Genomic DNA, 19,274 nt, shown 5'->3' with positions numbered 1-19,274 from the left:
AGTTTTAATAAGAATAGATTGATCATTAAAAAATATTACAGTTCCTGGGCTAGATTTACTAAGAATCCCTTTAATTTTTCCAGTGAATCAATGATTTTTTGATTTTCTTTCACATCTGACTTATTGTTTTTCAGATGTTCTTTGGCACCTTTCAAAGTGAAGCCCTTTTCATCAACCAGATTAAAAATAATTTTCAGATTTTCAAGATCTTCGGGAGTAAATAACCTATTGCCCTTTTTGTTTTTCTTAGGTTGAAGAATATCAAATTCCTTTTCGTAAAAACGAATCTGTGAGGCATTAACATTAAACATTTCAGTCACTTCGCCCATGGTATAGTACATTTTATTGATGTCTCTTTCTTTATACGGCATAACTTGTGATTGATTGTGAGTGTTTTATATCGATTAATTAAAGTGTTCAAATGTACCTCGATTTTTCCTTAATAACGCAATAAAATTTTAATTTTGTTCCTCCAATTAATAAAATGTAATGACAGCAAAAGAGATCAGACAGGCATTCCTTAGTTTTTTCGAATCCAAACAACACCATGTTGTTTCATCGGCGCCCATTGTGGTTAAAAACGACCCGACATTAATGTTTACAAACGCTGGCATGAACCAGTTTAAAGATTTATTTCTTGGTGAAGCTGCGATTAAATATCCTCGTGTTACGGATACTCAGCGCTGCTTACGTGTTTCGGGAAAACACAATGATTTAGAAGAAGTTGGTATTGATACCTATCATCACACCATGTTTGAAATGTTAGGCAACTGGAGTTTCGGGGACTATTTCAAGAAAGATGCCATAGCATGGAGTTGGGAATTATTGACAGAGGTGTATAAAATCCCAAAGGACAAACTATATGTAACCTATTTTGAAGGCGACGAAAAAGAGGGCCTGGAAAAGGATCAGGAGGCCTACGATCTTTGGAGACAATATGTTGACGAAAGTCATATTTTGCCTGGTAATAAAAAAGATAATTTCTGGGAAATGGGCGATACAGGACCATGTGGGCCATGTTCTGAAATCCATGTAGATTGTCGTACCGACGAAGAAAAAGCTACGGTTAACGGCGCGACGCTTGTTAACGCTGATCATCCACAGGTAATCGAAATCTGGAACAATGTATTTATGCAGTTCAACAGATTGAAGGATGGCTCATTACAAAGCCTGCCGGCAAAACATGTGGATACAGGAATGGGCTTTGAACGTTTAGTACGCGTACTGCAGGATAAAACTTCCAACTACGATACTGATGTTTTTCAACCATTAATCCAGTTTATTTCTGAAAGGGCTGGAATTAATTATGGTGAGAATGAAAAAACAGACATAGCCATGCGCGTTATGGCAGATCATATCCGCGCCATTTCATTTGTAATTGCAGACGGACAACTTCCTTCCAACAATAAAGCCGGTTATGTTATCCGCAGAATATTACGCCGTGCCGTTCGTTATGCCTATACATTCCTAAACTTTAAAGAACCCTTTTTAAATCAATTGGTACCGCAATTAGCCCAACAATTTAAAGGGGTATTCGATGAATTGATTTCACAGCAGGACTTTGTTCAAAAAGTTGTTTTAGAAGAGGAGGTTTCCTTCCTGAGAACTTTATCTACGGGTATTCAACGCTTTGAAAAATACCTGGCGACAAACAACATTGTTCAAGGCGCGTTTGCATTTGAACTATCAGATACGTTTGGTTTTCCAATTGATTTAACGGAACTAATGGCACGTGAGAAAGGCTGGTCTGTAGATATAGCCGGATATGACCAGGCGCTTAAAAAACAGAAAGATGATAGTCGCGCTGCTACCGCTATAGACACTGGCGACTGGGTGATTGTAAATACAGACGATCAGAGTGAGTTTGTAGGGTACGACGAGTTGGAAATTGAGACTGAAATCCTGAAATACCGGAAGGTTAAAGCCAAAGGAAAAGAACAATTTCAAATGGTTTTGCGTCAAACACCCTTTTACGCGGAAAGTGGTGGTCAGGTTGGAGATACGGGTCGGTTAGAAGATCATAGTCGCCAGTTTTGGGTTGATATTACTGATACCAAAAAAGAAAACGGACTAACCGTGCATTTCGTGGACATACTGCCAGATAACCTCGAGGGAAAATTCTGGGCAGTAGTGGATGAGGATAAACGAACACTTACCGAAGATAATCATTCGGCTACGCATTTATTGCACGCTGCTTTAAAGCAGGTACTGGGCAATCATGTCAATCAGAAGGGCTCACTTGTGAGTGCGGACTACCTGCGCTTCGATTTTTCTCATTTTGCAAAAGTAACGGATGAAGAGCTGGCACAAATCGAAGTAATCGTAAATCAAAAAATCAGGCAAAATATCAAATTAAAGGAACAGAGAAATGTGCCTTATCAAGACGCCATAGAAAGCGGTGTAACTGCTTTGTTTGGGGAGAAATATGGTGATTTCGTCAGGATGATCACTTTTGATGACCATTTTTCTAAGGAGCTATGTGGTGGTACGCATGTAAAGGCGACCGGGCAGATTGGTTCGTTTAAAATTGTGTCTGAAAGTGCTGTTGCTGCAGGTGTAAGAAGAATTGAGGCTATTACTGCTGATAAAGCAGAACAATACTTTTTAGATCAACGCAGGGAATTAGGTCATTTAAAAACGCTTCTTAATGGCTCCAAGGATTTGACAGCAGCAGTACAGGCTTTGTTGGATGAAAACACTAAACTTAAAAAAGAGATCGAAAAATCAACGCTAGAGCGGGTTGACACTTTAAAGCATGAAATTGTTCATCATGTTAGAGGCATTCATGGAGTAAATCTAATAGCAAAACACATCGACCTTCAAAGTGCGGACGCAGTTAAAAATCTGGCTTTTTCGCTGAAAGATATGATAGACAACTTATTTCTTGTTTTTACTACAGAAATCGATGGCAAACCAGGTATTACAGTGATGCTCTCTGATCATCTGGTGAAAAAAGGAATGAATGCGTCCAATATCGTTCGTGAGTTAGGAAAAGAAATCCAGGGCGGCGGCGGTGGTCAGCCATTTTATGCAACAGCAGGGGGTAAAAATTCTGCAGGTTTAAGGATAGTTTTAGAAAAAGCCGAAAGTTTTATTAAAACTCATTAATCATTAAAATAAAAAGAGGCCCGAAAGCCTCTTTTTATTTTAATGTCTGCCATGTTTTTCTCTATGCCCACGAGAAAACAAACTTGAGTTTACTCTTCTATCATGGTGTCGATAGTCCACGCGTTGGGGTCTAAAATTTCTTCCTGGACCAGCATATCTAGCCGGACCACGGCCTCCGTATGATGAGCGTACTACATTAACATGATTTGCATATTTAATTCTATGGGTATTATAGCTGCGATATGGATTATTTCCATACATCACAATTTTTCTGCCGTGGTTTAGATTGTAACCCCTGTATCTTGAAGGCAAATATCTCGACCTTGTCCAACGGTTTCCGCTTAAATAAACAAACTGACGTTGCGGAACATAATAGTAAGATTGTACCTCCGGTAAATAATAATAGTTTACATTTTGATAACCTGCCGGCACCCATGTGGGTTGAGTTCCAATATTTAGACTGAGACTAACCTGTGCATTCGATTGGTTAGATGTTAAAGCCACGATACCTACAATCGCGGAAATAATTAGTAACTTTTTCATAATCGATAGTTTTTGTGTGTATTAACATTAATTCAAACGCTATGCCAAAACCATTATTGTAACAGAGATATGAGATTAGGATATCTGGAGAGGTTGCTCTCTGTAATTGTAAGAATCTGTTTCAAAAAAACATGGTACGTTTCTTACAGATAAAGTTTAGTTAATAACTATATTTGCCTATACAATTTTAACATAGATAAGCCTGAATCCTGTTTATCTGTGTTCACCTGTGGATTATAAAAAGTAAATGCCTTTAACAGAAACAAGCCCACATCATCATTTCGAACTCGTTTCAGGACTCGAAATACATGTTCAGCTGAACACCAATACTAAAATATTTTCTTCCGACAGCGCATCTTTCGGGTCGTTACCCAATCAAAACATCTCAACAGTTTCTTTGGCACTACCAGGTGCCTTACCAAAATTAAACAAAGAGGTGGTAGCTAAAGCCATCAGGATAGGGCTTGCCTTAAACTGTAAAATTAATCAGGTTAACCATTTCGACAGGAAAAACTATTTCTATGCTGATTTACCTAAAGGCTATCAGATTACTCAGGATAACCAACCGATTTGCGTTAATGGTTTTCTTGAAGTTGAACTATCTGATGGATCATTAAAAAAAATAGGAATAAATAGAATTCACCTGGAAGAAGATGCGGGTAAAAGTATTCATGACCAGGACGCCCAATACTCTTTTGTTGACTTAAATCGTGCCGGAGTTCCATTAATCGAAATTGTTACTGAACCTGATATCCGCAGTGCAGAAGAGGCATCAGCATTATTGAGTGAAATCAGGAAACTGGTGCGCCATTTGGATGTTAGTGATGGGAACATGGAAGAAGGGAGTTTACGTTGCGATGCAAATATCTCAATCCGGGAGCGCGGCACTACAGCATTTGGTATACGTTGTGAAGTGAAAAATTTAAATTCTATGCGTAACGTACGCCGAGCAATGGAATTCGAATTCGGAAGGCAGGTGGAAGTTATTGCAAACGGAGGGGAGATTATTCAGAGCACACTAAATTTCGACGCGGACAAGGGAACTACATCGCCCATGCGTACTAAGGAAGAGGCTAACGATTACCGATACTTTTCGGATCCTGATTTACAACCCGTGTATATTTCAGACGAATGGTTAGCCGAAATAAAATCAGCAATGCCAGCACTGCCAGCTGAAATATCAAGGCTGATGATTGAAGAATTTGGAATTAGTAAAGCGGATGCTGCGTTATTTGCTGAGGATCTGAATCTATTGAAATATTTTAACGAGGCATTGCCAGCTGTAAGGTTAAAGAAAAATCTGATTAACTGGTTAATTGGACCTATAAGAGCAGCTTTGAATGAGAAGGGAATAAGCATTGATAATTATAAAATTAAACCTGAACAATTAGCTGCTGCGTTAAACCTTGTTGATGATAAAAAAATCAACCAGCAAATTGCAATACAGCAACTATTGCCAGCAGTAGAAGAGCATGAAAATGCAGATGTTTCTGCTTTAGCAGCAGATTTAAACTTGCTCATTTCAGGTGACGGAAATGAGATTGAAGGTTTTGTTGATGAGGTATTGAATAAATACCCTCAGCAGGTTGAGGCCTACAAAAAAGGGAAAAAGGGTGTATTAGGCTTGTTCGTAGGCGATGTGATGAAGCTTGCAAAAGGCAAAGCAGATGCAAAAAAAATAAATGAATTAATACTTGAAAAACTAAAATAATGAGATTGAAAAATTTAAGCCTTATCATATTAATAGCAGTTGTTTTTACAGGCTGTAAACCAAAAGACAATTTTACAATTGACGGGACCTTTCAGAATCCAGGTACGGATAAAAAAGTATTTTTATACGGGATGCAAAGCAGTCAGATGGTAGCAGTTGATTCGACTAATATCTCAGAGAAGGGTGAATTTAAATTTATCCGTAAAACACCTTCGGTGGATTTCTTCAGGGTTTCAATTGGCAACCATGAATTTATGCTGATTGCTAAAAACGGAGATGAAATTAAACTGGAAGCAGATTTGGCCGATAAATCTATGGCATATAAAATATCCGGAGCCAATGAGGTAGAGAAACTATCTGAACTAAATGTCATTAGAAACGAGTTTGCTAAACGCGTAGAAAAACTTCAGGCTGATTTTGAAACAAAGGTTGCTGGACAGCCCCAAAACCGTGCTGCTATTTTAGAGCAAATGAAACCTCAATACGAATCCTATATCAACCAACTTAATACTTCAACCCTAAAGTTTGCGGAAGATAATAAGGGTACTTTAGCAGGATTCTATGCTATGAATACCCTGAGTCCGCAGGAGTTTGAACGGCAATTAGTAAAGTATGCCGAAGAGATCAAAGACGATATTAAAGGCAATGCAACTGTTGATGCCTTTATTAAACAAATGGCCTCGCTAAAAACAGTACAGGTTGGTCAGCTTGCCCCTGCATTTACAATGAAAACTGCAGACGATAAACCGATTAGCTTGTCTGATTATAAGGGAAAATTTATATTGGTGGATTTCTGGGCTTCATGGTGCCAGCCTTGCCGTCAGGAAAACCCCAACGTAGTTAAAGTTTACCAAAAGTTTAAAGATAAAAATTTCGATGTTTTAGGTGTGTCGCTCGATACCGATAAAGCTGCCTGGTTGGGGGCAATCAAAGCTGATGGATTAACCTGGAGCCATGTTTCAGAATTAAAAGATTTTAATGGTGAAACTGTTAAAAAATATCAGGTACAAGCCATACCAGCCTCATTTCTTATTGATCCTGCAGGAAAAATTGTTGCGAAAAACCTTCGTGGCGACGAACTGGATGCATTTCTAACTAAATCGTTACGATAAAAGAAACTCAATGTTAAACTAATTTAAGTCGTTAACAATTTATTAACTTAGGCTTAACTAAAAATTACATCAGAGACAGTACTTTCGTAACAAATATTTAACTATGAATAACGCAGGTCAGAAAATATTAATTGTTGATGATGAACCAGACATTCTGGAATTAATCGAATACAACCTCAAAAAAGAAGGTTATCAGGTATTTACAGCAACAAACGGACAAGAAGGAATTACTGTAGCCAAAAAGGTTCACCCTGATTTGATTATTCTTGATATCATGATGCCTAAGATGGATGGCATAGAAGCTTGTCGCTTAATGCGCGCCATTCCTGAGTTCAAAAATACTTTCATGGTATTCTTAACTGCCAGAAGCGAGGAATACTCTGAAATTGCAGGTTTTAATGTAGGCGCTGATGATTACATTGCTAAACCGATAAAACCCCGCGCTTTAGTTAGTCGGATAAATGCAATACTGAGAAGAAATGCAGGAACGGAGGAAGTTTCCGAAAACAAACTAGAAATAGGTGATTTGGTAATTGACAGAGAAGCCTATCTGGTTTTTCAAAACGGTAGTAAGGTGGTATTAGCCAAAAAAGAATTTGAATTATTATACCTGCTGGCGTCAAAACCTGGTAAAGTATATACTCGAGAATCCATTCTAAAAAATATCTGGGAAGATTCGGTGGTAGTTACTAATCGTACAATTGATGTCCACATCCGTAAGTTACGCGAAAAATTGGGCGAAACATATGTATCTACGGTGAAAGGTGTGGGATATAAATTTGAACTTTCTTAAAATGCATTAGTAGATTCGAGGCCGCAGATTAGCTGATCATTCAGTCAATCTGCGGTTTTTTTGTGTTTAGGATTTGATATAAATGGCTTTCTCATTTTCCATCATCGGTTAATATAGGCTTAATTTCTGATCCAATTAAAATAAATCCGTATTTTTGCAGCTCATTAATACGATCATAGTTTGAAGTACCCAAATTTTCAAGACCTTATTCTTTTCGAAGACAACGATTTCATTGTAATCAACAAACCACCATTTCTGGCATCCCTTGATGAAAGAGGTGGATCCGGAGAAACCAATGTGTTGCGTTTAGCAAAACAATACAGTGATGACGCGCAGGTTTGTCACCGTTTAGATAAGGAAACTTCGGGTGCGTTAATTATCGCGAAAAATCCTGAAGGATATAGGCATGCCTCTATGCAGTTCGAACGCAGGAAGGTTGACAAGACTTATCATGCAGTGGTAGATGGCCATGTTATCTTTGATGATTTGCTGGTTGATTTACCTATTTTGAATGATGGCAATAAAAATGTGACCATTGACAGGATGGAAGGCAAACGTGCCGAAACCCGTTTCAACTCGCTCAAATATTATAAGCATTATACCCTGGTTGAATGTAAGCCAATAACAGGACGTATGCACCAGATCAGGATTCATCTTGCTACACAGCGTGCCGCAATTGTAGGCGATGACATGTATAAAGGCAAACCTGTGTTCCTGTCTTCAATAAAACGTGGTTATAAACTTACTAAGGGAGAAGAGGAGCAACCTATCATGAAACGCTTTGCCCTTCATGCACGACGCCTCGTATTTAAAGGTCTCGATGATCAGGATATTATTATTGATGCACCGTACCCAAAAGATTATTCAACCTTGATTAAGCTGCTTGACAAATTTGATGCTTAAGTTGCAGGGTAGGAAAGAACGTAAATAAATAACAGAAAATGTATATTCGCTTTGTAAATTACCTTGATACGATTAACCAGTATAGAAAATCTAAAATATCAAATCGTAATTTCCTAGTTATACTGGCTGTTGTTGTTGGGGTTCTAGCAGGCCTGGCTGCTGCAGTTCTTAAAAGTTTAACACATCACATCGAAGAATTTCTTCAGTCAGACTGGCACTGGAAGTATAAATACTACCTGTATTTTATATTTCCAATGATCGGGGTATTTCTGACCGTATTATATATTAAATACTTTATTCGGAAAACGAAATTTGAAACAGGTTTAACACCTTTATTATACGCGATATCGAAAAAATCAAGTAAGATAGAACCTCACAATATCTATTCTCAAATTATTACTGCAGCAATTACTGTTGGATTTGGTGGTTCGACAGGGTTGGAGGCGCCAATTGTGACCAGTGGCTCGGCCATAGGTTCAAATTTAGGTAGAACACTAGGACTATCCTACCGGGAAGTTACGATGCTGGTTGCCTGTGGTGCTGCTGCTGCAATTGCCGGTGCGTTTAACAGTCCGGTAGCAGGAATTGTATTTGCCATTGAAATTTTATTGCCTGAATTTACGATACCTGCCTTTATTCCTTTGTTATTGTCTGCTGCAACAGCAGCTGTAGTTGCCAGGCTATTTTATACACAACAACTTTTTTACCTGATTACCGAAGGTTGGGAGGTGAATGCATTATTTTTTTATGTCATCTTAGCCGGATTAATCGGTTTATTCTCGATTTATTTCACCAAAGCTAATTACGCAATAAAAAGTTTTTTCTACAAAATCAAACATCCTTATACACGGGTGGTGATAGGTGGACTGATGCTGGGGGCATTGGTGTTTTTGTTTCCTACGCTATACGGCGAGGGCTATATTACCATAAATTCATTATTAAAGGGGGACTACCTTACGGTAATTAACAACAGTATCTTTTCGGACTACAATAATATCACTGGTATTGTGATCCTGTTTACTGTTGTAACTGTTTTTATGAAATCGGCTGCGACATTAATTACACTGGGCGCAGGTGGGAACGGTGGAACGTTTGCACCAAGCCTTATTATGGGTGGTTTAATTGGTTTTGTGTTTGCGTATTCAGTTAATCTTTCAGGTGTTGCTCAATTAAATGTCCCTAACTTTATTGTAGCAGGAATGGCTGGAGCCTTAGGCTCAATCATGCATGCCCCATTGACTGGAATTTTTCTGATTGCGGAAATTACAGGGGGGTACATTTTAATGGTTCCTTTGATGATTACAACTGCGATTTCATATGCCATTAACCGCAGTGTTCAGAAACATTCGATATACACCAAAGCTTTGGCAGACAAGGGTGAACTTCTATCACACGATGATAAAGACAGCACAGTATTGAGTCAGATGAAGCTTAAATACCTTATTGAGAAAACTTACCCTACACTTCAGCTTAATGATACTATATCACTAAAAATGAGCGAAATGGTTAAGTCGCACAAGAATATTTGTGCGGTTACAGATGAGGTTGGAGATTTTAAAGGTATCATTTATATGGAGGATTTGTTTAACGAGATTCTCTCCACACCAGGCAAGGAAATAGTTAAGGCTTCAGACCTTGTTCAACAGGCACCTAATATTATTAATGAGTATGAGGACATGAAGCAGGTTCTTGAAAAAATGGAACAGGAAAATGCATGGATTCTACCTGTTGTAGATGAAGCAAACCATTACAAAGGATTTGTTTCCAAAACCGCAATATTCAATAAATACAGAGCCTTACTAATGCGGCAAAATGACTATATGGATTAAGAAATAGGATTATTATATGAAAAGCCGGCCTGAATGATGATCATTCAGGCCGGCTTTGATATAGGGCTAATTAAGGCCAGACTACTCTGCCCGTTTCAATCCAAACTTTTCTATCTTACTGTAAAGGTGACTCCGCTGGATATCGATTTCATCGGCAGTTTTTGAAACATTCCAATTATTTTTCTCCAGCTTAAACTTGATAAATTCTTTTTCTGCGTGGTCTTTATAATCCTGGAAGTTATTGAAGCTATCGAAAGAAGAAGATAAACCTGTACCACCTGTTGCATTGGCAATCTGCGTACTGGAAGCCGCTCCGATATTGGTTCCTCCGCCTGGGTTGGCAAAGGCACGAACATCATTTTCGGTAATTATTTTATCGCTTAGGATAATTAAACGCTCAATCATATTGTGTAATTCACGAACGTTTCCCGTCCACGGCAATGCCTGCAAAGCAGCCATGCCACCTTCATTGATTCGCTTGACTGGCATGCCATAATCACCGCAGATACTTTCTAAAAAGTTTTGAGCAATAACAGGAATATCGTCAGTACGTTCAGTTAAATGAGGAACATGAATGTTGATTACGTTCAGGCGGTGATATAAATCCATCCGGAAATTCCCGTCTTCGATTTCTTTTAACAAATCTTTATTTGTTGCAGCCAATACCCGCACATTCACATCAATTTCTTTTTCTCCACCTACACGTGAGATTTTGTGCTCCTGTAATGCACGAAGAACTTTAGCCTGGGCTGAGAGACTCATATCACCGATCTCATCCAGAAATAAGGTTCCACCATTAGCCAGTTCAAATTTACCTATGCGTTGCTTTACAGCTGATGTAAATGACCCTTTTTCGTGGCCAAATAATTCACTTTCGATCAACTCTGAGGGGATGGCAGCACAATTAACCTCGATCAGAGGACTATCTGCGCGGTTAGATTTTTCATGTAACCAACGGGCAACTAATTCCTTACCACTTCCATTCGCACCGGTAATTAAAACACGAGCTTCGGTAGGAGCAACACGTTCGATGGTTTCTTTTATTTTAGAAATACTATCCGATTCGCCCAGGATTTCACGGGTTTTACTGGCTTTACGCTTTAAAACTTTGGTTTCCGTTACCAATGTTCCACGATCCAAACCGTTGCGTACGGTGATTAAAAGTCGATTTAAATCAGGTGGTTTGGAAATAAAATCAAAGGCGCCTTTCTTACTGGCTTCGACAGCAGTTTCAACAGTACCATGGCCAGAGATCATGATAAATGGGAGGTCAGGTTTGATGACCTGTGCCTGTTCAAGCACTTCCATGCCGTCCATTTTATTCATTTTAATATCACAAAGGACAAGGTCGTAATTACCTTTTTTGATCATTTCAAGTCCATCGATACCATTATCAATATCGTCGACGTCGTAATTTTCGTACTCCAGAATTTCGCGCAAGGTGCTTCTTATAGCCCGCTCATCATCAATAATTAATAGTTTGGCCATTTGGTAATTGTTTGTTCAATTGATATGCGAATATATTACTTTTAAATTAATGTATAGTTTTTTATACAATGATTTAGGCTATAAACGGGAATCAGCCGAAAAGGTTTTGTTAAATTTTCATATGGTCAAGTACCGCTGTGGAATGATTGGAGGTTTCGCCACATTCATTTTACATATCCCTTTATTTTACTACTTTTGCGACGCTTTTGGTTTCCGGCTATACAACCGGAATTAAAAGGGAATACAGTGTAATTCTGTAACTGTCCCGCAGCTGTAAGCTTCATAACGGTTTTTCATTCATTTCGCCACTGTTTCAGTTTTGAAGCGGGAAGGCCGGAAAGCCGGGAGTAAGTCAGAAGACCTGCCTTTAGCGTATAATTTCATAGCTTTCGGGGATTGAAGCTAGGATTGAGGTACCAACTTTTGAAGTATTTTCATTTCCTTTTCGAATCTGTTGGCTGTGGGCAAAACTCACAATCAAATGAACAAACAAACAGTATTAGTTGCTGCCGGTCTAGGGCTTGCACAGCTAACGTTTAGCCAGCTGGCTAAAGCACAAAACCAAGACAGCGTCCAGTTGAAAGACGTTGTCATCAGTGCTACAAAAAATGACCAGAAACAATCGCAAACCGGTAAAGTGGTCACCATCATCAGTAGGGAGGTGTTAGACAGAAGCAATGGAAAATCACTACCTGAGCTGATCAGCGAGCAGGCGGGGATAATAGTTGCCGGATCAAGCAGTAATCCAGGCCTTAATAAATCTGTTTTCTTCAGGGGAGCAGGCAGTGCTTATGCCGTGGTTTTAATAGATGGCATTGTACAGAACGATCCTTCGGGAAATGGCGGTGCTTTCGACTTAAGGCTTTTATCAATTGATCAAATAGACCATATTGAGATTTTACGTGGCGGGCAGTCAACCATTTATGGATCGGATGCCGTAGCCGGTGTAATTAACATTATTACTAAAAAAGGTGGGCCAAAAGGAAACACCATTTACGGTGTGGCCAGTGCTGGCAGCTATGAAACCTACAAAGGAACCATTGGTTTAAACGGTGGAGTGGAGGGATTTTCTTATAACATCAATTATACCCATGCTAAAACTAATGGCATCTCTGAAGCTGCAAATCCAGCCGGTAACACTACTACGTTCGACAAAGACGGGTTTAAGACTGATGCATTGAATGCCAATTTTGAAATCAAGCTGGATAATCACTTTTCGATTAACCCTTTTGTAAGATATTATTATGGAAACTATAGTTTCGATGGTGGTGCTTTTGCTGATGCCAACAATTACTCGATATTGAAGAATTTCGCGGCCGGAACAAATGCAAGGTATGAATTTGCAACCGGAAAAGTTACTTTGAACTACAGCTATGAAGGAACCAGAAACGATGCACAAAGTCAGTATCCTAGTATTACTGAAGGCCGGGTTTCGTTACTTGATTTATTTTACAACCAAAAGCTAGGAAATAAACTAGACCTCCTGGTGGGTATTGATAACCGTGTGATGAAGCTTTCTTCTGCTAATAACAAACCTGAAACCAATATTTTTGCTGCTTATGGTTCATTGTTTTTACATGATTTTAGTATTTTTAATTTAGAAGTTGGCGGACGGTACAATAAGCACGAGCAATATGGCGAAAACTATACTTATTCGATAACACCAAGTATCAACATTATAAAGGAGATTAAATTGTTTGGAACGGTTTCAACGGCATTTAAAATACCAACTTTAAACATGCTTTTCGGACAATTCGGAGCGAATCTGGCTCTGAAACCAGAAAAATCGCAAAATTATGAAGCCGGTGTTAACTTCAGTTTTGCCGATGACAAATTCAGTTTACGTGCGGCGGCTTACAAACGCGATTTAACAGATGCAATTATTTATGCTTTCCCGAATGGATACATTAATCAGATCAGCCAGAAAACAAAAGGGTTTGAATTAGAACCAGCTGTAAAGCTAGGTAAATTCAATATCAATGGTTATTACGCATACGTTGAAGGGAATGAATTTAACTTCGTTGATAATGCGATTGCTGATTATCTTTTTCGCAGACCAAAACATACCTTTGGTTTAACGGCAGGTGTACAAGCTACAAATGACCTTTTTATAAGTGCAAATTACCGTTATTTTGGTACGCGTACCGATGGAAATTTCACAACCTACACTGTAGACAACCTGCCAGCATATAAATTGTTAGGCGCATATGCGGAATATGCGCTGGCGAAAAAACGTATAAAGCTCTTCTTCGATGCAAAAAACATTTTGAACGAGAAATACAATGAGATTATCGGATATAACAGCCTCGGATTCAATTTTAATACGGGTGTGATTTTTAATATCCACTAAGAAGATTTAACTTTGTATAAATAACATAAATATGTCGAATCTAAAATTCAATCCGCGTACCTTAATATTACTGTTAATGATTCTTGTAATTACAGGATTCCGTTTACTGGTAACATTTAACTCTGATGCCTTGAAGTTCGCGAACTTCTCTTCGATAGGGGCGGTTGCCTTGTTTGGCGGAGCTTATTTTAAAGACCATTTAAAAGCTTTTGCATTTCCTCTATTAAGTTTATTTTTAAGCGATTTCATATTGTCGGCAACTATCTTCAAAGAATATAGCAATGGTTTTTTATATGAAGGCTGGTACTGGACCTATTTTGCATTTGCCTTAATGGTATTGGTTGGACGTGTATTGTTAAACAAAATCAATGCTGTTAGCCTGCTGGCCTCCACTTTATCTATTGTATTGATCCACTGGATCGTTACTGATTTTGGCGTGTGGTTTAGAAATCCATCCTACACTCAGGACCTTGAAGGATTCTGGCTTTGTTTGGAACGGGCAATCCCATTTGAAATCAGATTCCTTGAGGGAACTTTAATTTACGGTGCTATCTTATTTGGTGCTTTCGAGATCTTGAAGGCCAAATACCCGGTACTGAAATTTAGCGCGCAACAAGCCTGATTAAAACTAAAATAAAGATAAGGTCCCCTTTTGATGCAAATCGAAAGGGGACTTTTTTTATCTTTATACTTTGTACTAAAGTTATTTATTATGTTAAAAGTAGTATCGTTCCTCCCTGCTGCAACCAAAATGATCTATGATATGGGTCTTCAGGATCATCTCTACGGGGTAACTTTTGAATGTCCTAAAGAAGCAGCCGGGTTACCAAAAGTTGTACGGTGTATTTTAGAGGGTAAAAATTATTCAAGCGTTGAGATTGACCGGATATTTTCTGCTTCCAAGTCACAGGGAAAAAGCCTGTACTGGGTTGACGATGACTTATTGGAAAGTATCTCTCCTGATATCGTGTTTACACAAGACCTCTGTGAGGTATGTAATATCGATACGGTGTGTACTGAAACAGCCGTAATGAAACTCAGCAAACAACCATTACTTGTTCCTCTGTCGCCTAACAACTTGCAGGACGTTTATACTTGTGCCATTACCATTGCAAGGGCATTGGGTAAAGAAGAAGTGGCATTAAGATATCTTAGTCGGCTGCAAACAAGAACTGATTATTTTCTTGATCAGCTGAGGCTGAATAAGGCACCATTAAAGCGGACCATGCTAATGGAGTGGATTGAGCCTATTTACAACTGCGGTCATTGGATTCCTTTTCAGATCGCCGCTGCCGGCGGAGTGGATATGCTGTCCAATCCTGCCGGCGATTCTATTGTTACCCAATGGGATAAAATCAGAAAGTACAATCCTGAAGTACTTGTGATAGCACCTTGCGGCTTCGATGTAGACCGGAGTACATTGGAAATGGAATTATTAAGCCGGAAGGATGGATGGAATGATCTTGAAGCTGTTAAATCCAATCAGGTTTATATTGCGGACTTCGATATGTTTACACAACCCAGTATTGGTACGCTGGTTGATGGGATAGAGGCGTTGTCGTGCATGTTTCATCCTCAAATATTTCAGCCCAATCCTTTTATCAGTACAAAATTCAGATCATTTAATAGTGTACACCAAAGCATTTCAATTTAATGAAAATAGTTGTTTTAACAGGCGCAGGCATCAGTGCCGAAAGCGGTTTAAAGACATTCAGGGATGCTGACGGACTTTGGGAAGGTTACAATGTTTATGACGTTGCGACACCAGAAGCGTGGGAACGTAATCCAGTATTGGTTCAGCAATTTTATAACGAACGGCGGAAGCAGGTCATTACAGCAAAGCCTAATCGCGCCCACGAAATCCTGGCGGAACTGGAAGCTCATTTTGATGTTGAGATTATCACACAGAATATAGATGACTTGCATGAGCGTGCTGGTTCTACGAAGGTCACTCATCTCCACGGAGTTATTACCAAATCTCAATCAGACAGAAGGGCAGACCTGACCTATGTAATAGAAGGAGATGAAATCAAAATGGGAGACCTGTGCGAGTTAGGTACTCAACTGCGCCCACATGTAGTATGGTTCGGGGAAGCTGTTCCAATGATCGAAGTAGCGGCTAAAATTTGCAGGCAGGCAGACTTATTTGTTTTGATTGGCACTTCACTGGCTGTTTACCCGGCGGCGGGCTTGATAGACTTTATACCTTCAGCAACAAAAAAATACATTATTGATCCGAGAACACCTGATGTTGGTAGATACAAAAATGTGACCACTATACAGCAGAGTGCTGTTGAAGGAATGTCGGCACTGAAAGAAATCCTGTTAAATGGCCGTTAAAAAACGTTGTATCTTTAACTGGAGTGGGGGCAAAGACAGTACATTGGCACTGCACTATGCATTGAAGGATCCAACCATTGAGATTTGTTATCTGGTTACAACTTTAACTGATGAGTTTAACCGTATATCGATGCATGGGGTTAGAGAGAGCTTGCTAATTAAGCAGGCAGAAAGCATTGGTATACCGTTGTATCAGATTCGTTTGGGTGAAATGCCTACGATGGAGCATTATGATGAAACAATGCGTATGCACCTTTTAAAATTTAAGGAGGAAGGTATTACCCATTCCATATTTGGCGACATTCACCTCGAAGACCTTCGCACTTACAGGGAAACTAAATTAGAAGAAATCGGACTAAAAGCCATATTTCCGCTTTGGAAACTGGACACTCGTTTGCTTATTCAGGAATTTTTGGAGCTGAACTATAAAACCATTATTGTATGCACACGACAAGACCTGGAGATGGTATGTGGCGAGGTAATTACCCTGGATCTGATTCATAATTTACCACCTAAAATCGACCCGTGCGGTGAGAATGGCGAATTTCATACGTTCGCTTTCCAAGGGCCTATATTTAGGAAAAAGATAGAATTTGAGCTCGGAGAAAAGGTTTTCAAAACTTATCGGGCACCTGTTGATACTGACCCTGCAGACGAAGAAGCGAAAGATACATCAAGCATATCAGGCTTCTGGTTTATTGATTTAATTAATTAATTATCTGAACCTAAAACATTTTGGCATCATTTTTTCTTTAGTAGTTGTAATTAACTAATCGCACATGGAAAGGAACATGCATCAACTGGGTTAGGTAGCTGATGTAGATCTGATTAAATTAAAACGTTATGAAAAAGATATTTGTAGTAATTGCATTAAGTTCTGTAATGTTTGCTTGTAACAACAGGGCAAAAGAAGAAGCCGCTTTGAAACAACAGGAAGCTGATAAGCAACTAGCGATTAAAGCCGTTAAAGATAGTTTAAGACTAGATTCATTTAAAAAAGCTGAAACTGCTAAAGTTGAAGCTGAAAAAGAGGCTCAACATCAGGCCGAACTTGTTGCAGCCAGAAGAGCGGGAGCAGCATCATCCAGATCTTACTCCAGCTCGGGTGGAAGTTCAAGTTCATATGGTGGTACAACACAGCCTACAGCTAAGAAAAAAGGTTGGAGTGATGCCGCTAAAGGTGCTGTAATTGGTGGTGCAGCGGGTGCTGTTGGTGGTGCATTAATTGATAAGAAAAAAGGCCGTGGTGCTGTTATCGGTGGTTTAGTTGGTGCAGGTGGTGGTTATCTGATTGGACGAGGAGAAGATAAAAAGAGCGGTAGAGCTCAATAGAACAATCTATTATATATGCAAAAGGCGAATCAATAATGATTCGCCTTTTGCATATATAAGTTTTTCTCCTATTTGTATGTTGCAGCAAGCTTTAGTGCATTGTATGCATTTACAACACCACCGCTGATACATAAATCTGAAAATGGAACAGATACGTCTTGTTCGGCACCTTCTTCACCTTTCTTATATGACACGTTGTGATTTACTTTTGTAACAGACTTCACGATAATTTCCTTTACCTGAGCCGCACTCAGTTTAGGATAGTATGAACGGATTAATCCGGCTAATCCTGCAACTACCGGTGATGCCATACTTGTACCATCCAGGTTTTTATATTTCGAACCTGGAACTGTAGAATAAATCTGTACACCCGGAGCGAAAACGTCGACCTGAGTTTTACCAAAATTAGAGAAGCTTGCTTTCAAAGTCTCATCATCTTTTGGTCCAGAAGCGCCAACAGTGATCCATGAAGCAATTGTTTTTTCGTCAAGATCTTTATGGTTAGGGAAGTTGTTTTCTAAATCGATATCCTTATTCTCATTTCCAGCCGCCTGAACAATCAAAACGTCTTTTAATGCTGCATATTTCATTGCCTCATTCACTACCGCCTTATCCCACGAATAAGCTTTACCAAAGCTCATGTTGATGACTTTAGCACCATTGTCGACCGCGTACCGTATACCATTTGCAACATCCTTATCACGCTCATCACCGTTAGGCGTACAACGTACCCCCATAATAACTACATTATCAGCGACACCTGAAATACCTATTTTATTTGTTCTATCTGCGGCAATGATTCCGGCAACGTGTGTACCATGCATGGCATCCGGACCAGCAACGTCATTATTACCATAAAACTTCTCAGTAGCATCGTTAGGATTATCACCAACTATAGCACGAGGATCATAATCAAGGTTTAAATTGTATTCTGCCTGACGGGTGTAATAATCCAGTCCTTCTTTAATTTGATCTTCATAGAAATCTTTGAAACTTCCTTTCTGTAATTGTTGAGCCATTACTCCTTGAATGCGGCCTTCGACATCAGAAGCTGGCTTAAAGTTCTTAAAGTCATCGGCAGTGGGATTTTCTTTTCCGATTTTCTTTACCACAGCATCCAGGGCATTCTTAAACCCCGTTATACCTGCTAAACCTTCTCTAGATTCTGCAAGTTGTTTTTCTAAATCTGCTCTTTCGACCTTAAAAGTTTCCCAATCTTTTTTATCTTTTTCTGCTACGGTTGCATCAGTAGTATTTGCAAAACGGGTTTGGCCGCGGCGAACCAAACGGGTAAGTTCCAATGTTTCGAAATTAATGGACCCTTTGGCGCCACCAATGAAATTCCAACCATTGATATCATCAGTATAACCGTTTTTATCATCGTCTTTTCCATTACCAGCAATCTCTTTTGCGTTTACCCACATGATGCGTTTCAGGTCTTCATGTGTTGATTCAACACCACCATCATTAACTGCAACAATAACTTTGGTTGATTTTTTTCCTTTCAATAGCTCTTTGTAAGCTTTCTCTGTGCTGATACCGAAGGTAGTGTCAGATTTAAGATCAAGGTTTTGCCAGTTGGCTTTTTGTGCACTGGCAAAAAGCGGCAATGCTATCACAAATGTACCTGTAAGCAGTACATTAAATAATTTACTTTTATTCATTTAGTGTCTTTTTGTATTAAACGTCGAAAGTTAATGTTAATTTTTTTCTTTGCCCAAAATGTATTAAAAAATAATGCCCGTGGAACATGGCAAAAAAAAAT

General features: G+C 39.1%; 16 protein-coding genes and 1 riboswitch. Of the genes, 12 read left to right on the top strand and 4 right to left on the bottom strand.

Going from position 1 to position 19,274, the window contains the following annotated elements; genetic code table 11:
* Positions 1 to 35: 35 nt before the first annotated feature.
* Positions 36 to 371, bottom strand: coding sequence for a MerR family transcriptional regulator (locus AB669_RS03080; protein WP_047797841.1), 336 nt, complete (start codon positions 369 to 371; stop codon positions 36 to 38).
* Positions 372 to 489: 118 nt separating this feature from the next.
* Here AB669_RS03080 and alaS point away from each other — a divergent pair, with 118 nt between their 5' ends.
* A complete protein-coding gene (gene alaS / locus AB669_RS03075; protein ID WP_047797840.1) occupies positions 490 to 3,108 on the top strand; it encodes an alanine--tRNA ligase in 2,619 nt (872 codons plus the stop codon).
* 39 nt (positions 3,109 to 3,147) lie between these two features.
* Here the strand turns inward: alaS and AB669_RS22030 are convergent, their stop codons facing one another.
* The gene (locus tag AB669_RS22030) at positions 3,148 to 3,651 is read right to left on the bottom strand and encodes a hypothetical protein (protein ID WP_156166639.1); all 504 of its coding nucleotides are present in this window, start codon (positions 3,649 to 3,651) and stop codon (positions 3,148 to 3,150) included.
* 247 nt (positions 3,652 to 3,898) lie between these two features.
* Here AB669_RS22030 and gatB point away from each other — a divergent pair, with 247 nt between their 5' ends.
* The 5 genes from gatB to AB669_RS03045 all read left to right on the top strand — a co-directional run bounded on the left by gatB (position 3,899) and on the right by AB669_RS03045 (position 9,999).
* A complete protein-coding gene (gatB, locus tag AB669_RS03065; protein ID WP_047797838.1) occupies positions 3,899 to 5,362 on the top strand; it encodes an Asp-tRNA(Asn)/Glu-tRNA(Gln) amidotransferase subunit GatB in 1,464 nt (487 codons plus the stop codon).
* Entirely contained in the window at positions 5,362 to 6,474 is a 1,113-nt protein-coding gene (locus tag AB669_RS03060; RefSeq protein ID WP_047797837.1) for a TlpA disulfide reductase family protein, read from the top strand. Before gatB ends, AB669_RS03060 begins: the two co-directional genes overlap by 1 nt.
* A 103-nt stretch (positions 6,475 to 6,577) precedes the next feature.
* A complete protein-coding gene (locus AB669_RS03055) occupies positions 6,578 to 7,267 on the top strand; it encodes a response regulator transcription factor (protein ID WP_047797836.1) in 690 nt (229 codons plus the stop codon).
* 180 nt (positions 7,268 to 7,447) lie between these two features.
* Complete coding sequence (locus AB669_RS03050; protein WP_047797835.1) at positions 7,448 to 8,170, top strand: RluA family pseudouridine synthase; 723 nt, start codon at positions 7,448 to 7,450, stop codon at positions 8,168 to 8,170.
* A gap of 38 nt (positions 8,171 to 8,208) precedes the next feature.
* On the top strand, positions 8,209 to 9,999 hold the full coding sequence (locus AB669_RS03045) for a chloride channel protein (protein ID WP_047797834.1): 1,791 nt from the start codon (positions 8,209 to 8,211) through the stop codon (positions 9,997 to 9,999).
* An 81-nt stretch (positions 10,000 to 10,080) separates the two neighbouring features.
* Here AB669_RS03045 and AB669_RS03040 read toward each other — a convergent pair whose 3' ends face one another.
* The gene (locus AB669_RS03040) at positions 10,081 to 11,487 is read right to left on the bottom strand and encodes a sigma-54 dependent transcriptional regulator (protein WP_047797833.1); all 1,407 of its coding nucleotides are present in this window, start codon (positions 11,485 to 11,487) and stop codon (positions 10,081 to 10,083) included.
* A 190-nt stretch (positions 11,488 to 11,677) separates the two neighbouring features.
* A riboswitch (cobalamin riboswitch) is annotated at positions 11,678 to 11,871 on the top strand.
* A gap of 97 nt (positions 11,872 to 11,968) precedes the next feature.
* On the opposite strand from AB669_RS03040, the gene AB669_RS03030 reads away from it, so the two are divergent.
* The 6 genes from AB669_RS03030 to AB669_RS03005 all read left to right on the top strand — a co-directional run bounded on the left by AB669_RS03030 (position 11,969) and on the right by AB669_RS03005 (position 17,509).
* Positions 11,969 to 13,837, top strand: coding sequence for a TonB-dependent siderophore receptor (locus AB669_RS03030; RefSeq protein WP_047797831.1), 1,869 nt, complete (start codon positions 11,969 to 11,971; stop codon positions 13,835 to 13,837).
* Positions 13,838 to 13,868: 31 nt separating this feature from the next.
* The gene (locus AB669_RS03025; protein ID WP_047797830.1) at positions 13,869 to 14,459 is read left to right on the top strand and encodes a DUF6580 family putative transport protein; all 591 of its coding nucleotides are present in this window, start codon (positions 13,869 to 13,871) and stop codon (positions 14,457 to 14,459) included.
* A gap of 90 nt (positions 14,460 to 14,549) precedes the next feature.
* Positions 14,550 to 15,491 carry an ABC transporter substrate-binding protein gene (locus AB669_RS03020; RefSeq protein WP_047797829.1) on the top strand — a complete coding sequence of 314 codons (942 nt, stop codon included), beginning with the start codon at positions 14,550 to 14,552 and terminating at the stop codon, positions 15,489 to 15,491.
* Positions 15,491 to 16,177, top strand: a complete 687-nt coding sequence (locus AB669_RS03015; RefSeq protein ID WP_047797828.1) for a Sir2 family NAD-dependent protein deacetylase — start codon at positions 15,491 to 15,493, stop codon at positions 16,175 to 16,177. The genes AB669_RS03020 and AB669_RS03015 overlap by 1 nt, the downstream gene beginning before the upstream one ends.
* The gene (locus AB669_RS03010; protein WP_047797827.1) at positions 16,167 to 16,892 is read left to right on the top strand and encodes a diphthine--ammonia ligase; all 726 of its coding nucleotides are present in this window, start codon (positions 16,167 to 16,169) and stop codon (positions 16,890 to 16,892) included. Before AB669_RS03015 ends, AB669_RS03010 begins: the two co-directional genes overlap by 11 nt.
* 128 nt (positions 16,893 to 17,020) lie before the next feature.
* Complete coding sequence (locus tag AB669_RS03005; protein ID WP_047797826.1) at positions 17,021 to 17,509, top strand: YMGG-like glycine zipper-containing protein; 489 nt, start codon at positions 17,021 to 17,023, stop codon at positions 17,507 to 17,509.
* Between the two features lie 68 nt (positions 17,510 to 17,577).
* On the opposite strand, the gene AB669_RS03000 is transcribed toward AB669_RS03005, so the two are convergent.
* A complete protein-coding gene (locus AB669_RS03000) occupies positions 17,578 to 19,173 on the bottom strand; it encodes a S8 family peptidase (RefSeq protein WP_047797825.1) in 1,596 nt (531 codons plus the stop codon).
* Positions 19,174 to 19,274 lie beyond the last annotated feature (101 nt).

This window comes from Pedobacter sp. BMA, from assembly GCF_001027745.1.
Classification (GTDB): Bacteria; Bacteroidota; Bacteroidia; order Sphingobacteriales; family Sphingobacteriaceae; genus Pedobacter.
This window is presented reverse-complemented; position numbering and strand designations above follow the sequence as displayed.

Excerpts from the sequence above, each read along its gene's own strand:
- AB669_RS03080 (WP_047797841.1), bottom strand. The coding sequence starts at position 371 with ATGCCGTATAAAGAAAGAGACATCAATAAAATGTACTATACCATGGGC.
- alaS (WP_047797840.1), top strand. The coding sequence starts at position 490 with ATGACAGCAAAAGAGATCAGACAGGCATTCCTTAGTTTTTTCGAATCC.
- AB669_RS22030 (WP_156166639.1), bottom strand. The coding sequence starts at position 3,651 with ATGAAAAAGTTACTAATTATTTCCGCGATTGTAGGTATCGTGGCTTTA.
- gatB (WP_047797838.1), top strand. The coding sequence starts at position 3,899 with ATGCCTTTAACAGAAACAAGCCCACATCATCATTTCGAACTCGTTTCA.
- AB669_RS03060 (WP_047797837.1), top strand. The coding sequence starts at position 5,362 with ATGAGATTGAAAAATTTAAGCCTTATCATATTAATAGCAGTTGTTTTT.
- AB669_RS03055 (WP_047797836.1), top strand. The coding sequence starts at position 6,578 with ATGAATAACGCAGGTCAGAAAATATTAATTGTTGATGATGAACCAGAC.
- AB669_RS03045 (WP_047797834.1), top strand. The coding sequence starts at position 8,209 with ATGTATATTCGCTTTGTAAATTACCTTGATACGATTAACCAGTATAGA.
- AB669_RS03040 (WP_047797833.1), bottom strand. The coding sequence starts at position 11,487 with ATGGCCAAACTATTAATTATTGATGATGAGCGGGCTATAAGAAGCACC.
- AB669_RS03030 (WP_047797831.1), top strand. The coding sequence starts at position 11,969 with ATGAACAAACAAACAGTATTAGTTGCTGCCGGTCTAGGGCTTGCACAG.
- AB669_RS03025 (WP_047797830.1), top strand. The coding sequence starts at position 13,869 with ATGTCGAATCTAAAATTCAATCCGCGTACCTTAATATTACTGTTAATG.
- AB669_RS03020 (WP_047797829.1), top strand. The coding sequence starts at position 14,550 with ATGTTAAAAGTAGTATCGTTCCTCCCTGCTGCAACCAAAATGATCTAT.
- AB669_RS03015 (WP_047797828.1), top strand. The coding sequence starts at position 15,491 with ATGAAAATAGTTGTTTTAACAGGCGCAGGCATCAGTGCCGAAAGCGGT.
- AB669_RS03010 (WP_047797827.1), top strand. The coding sequence starts at position 16,167 with ATGGCCGTTAAAAAACGTTGTATCTTTAACTGGAGTGGGGGCAAAGAC.
- AB669_RS03005 (WP_047797826.1), top strand. The coding sequence starts at position 17,021 with ATGAAAAAGATATTTGTAGTAATTGCATTAAGTTCTGTAATGTTTGCT.
- AB669_RS03000 (WP_047797825.1), bottom strand. The coding sequence starts at position 19,173 with ATGAATAAAAGTAAATTATTTAATGTACTGCTTACAGGTACATTTGTG.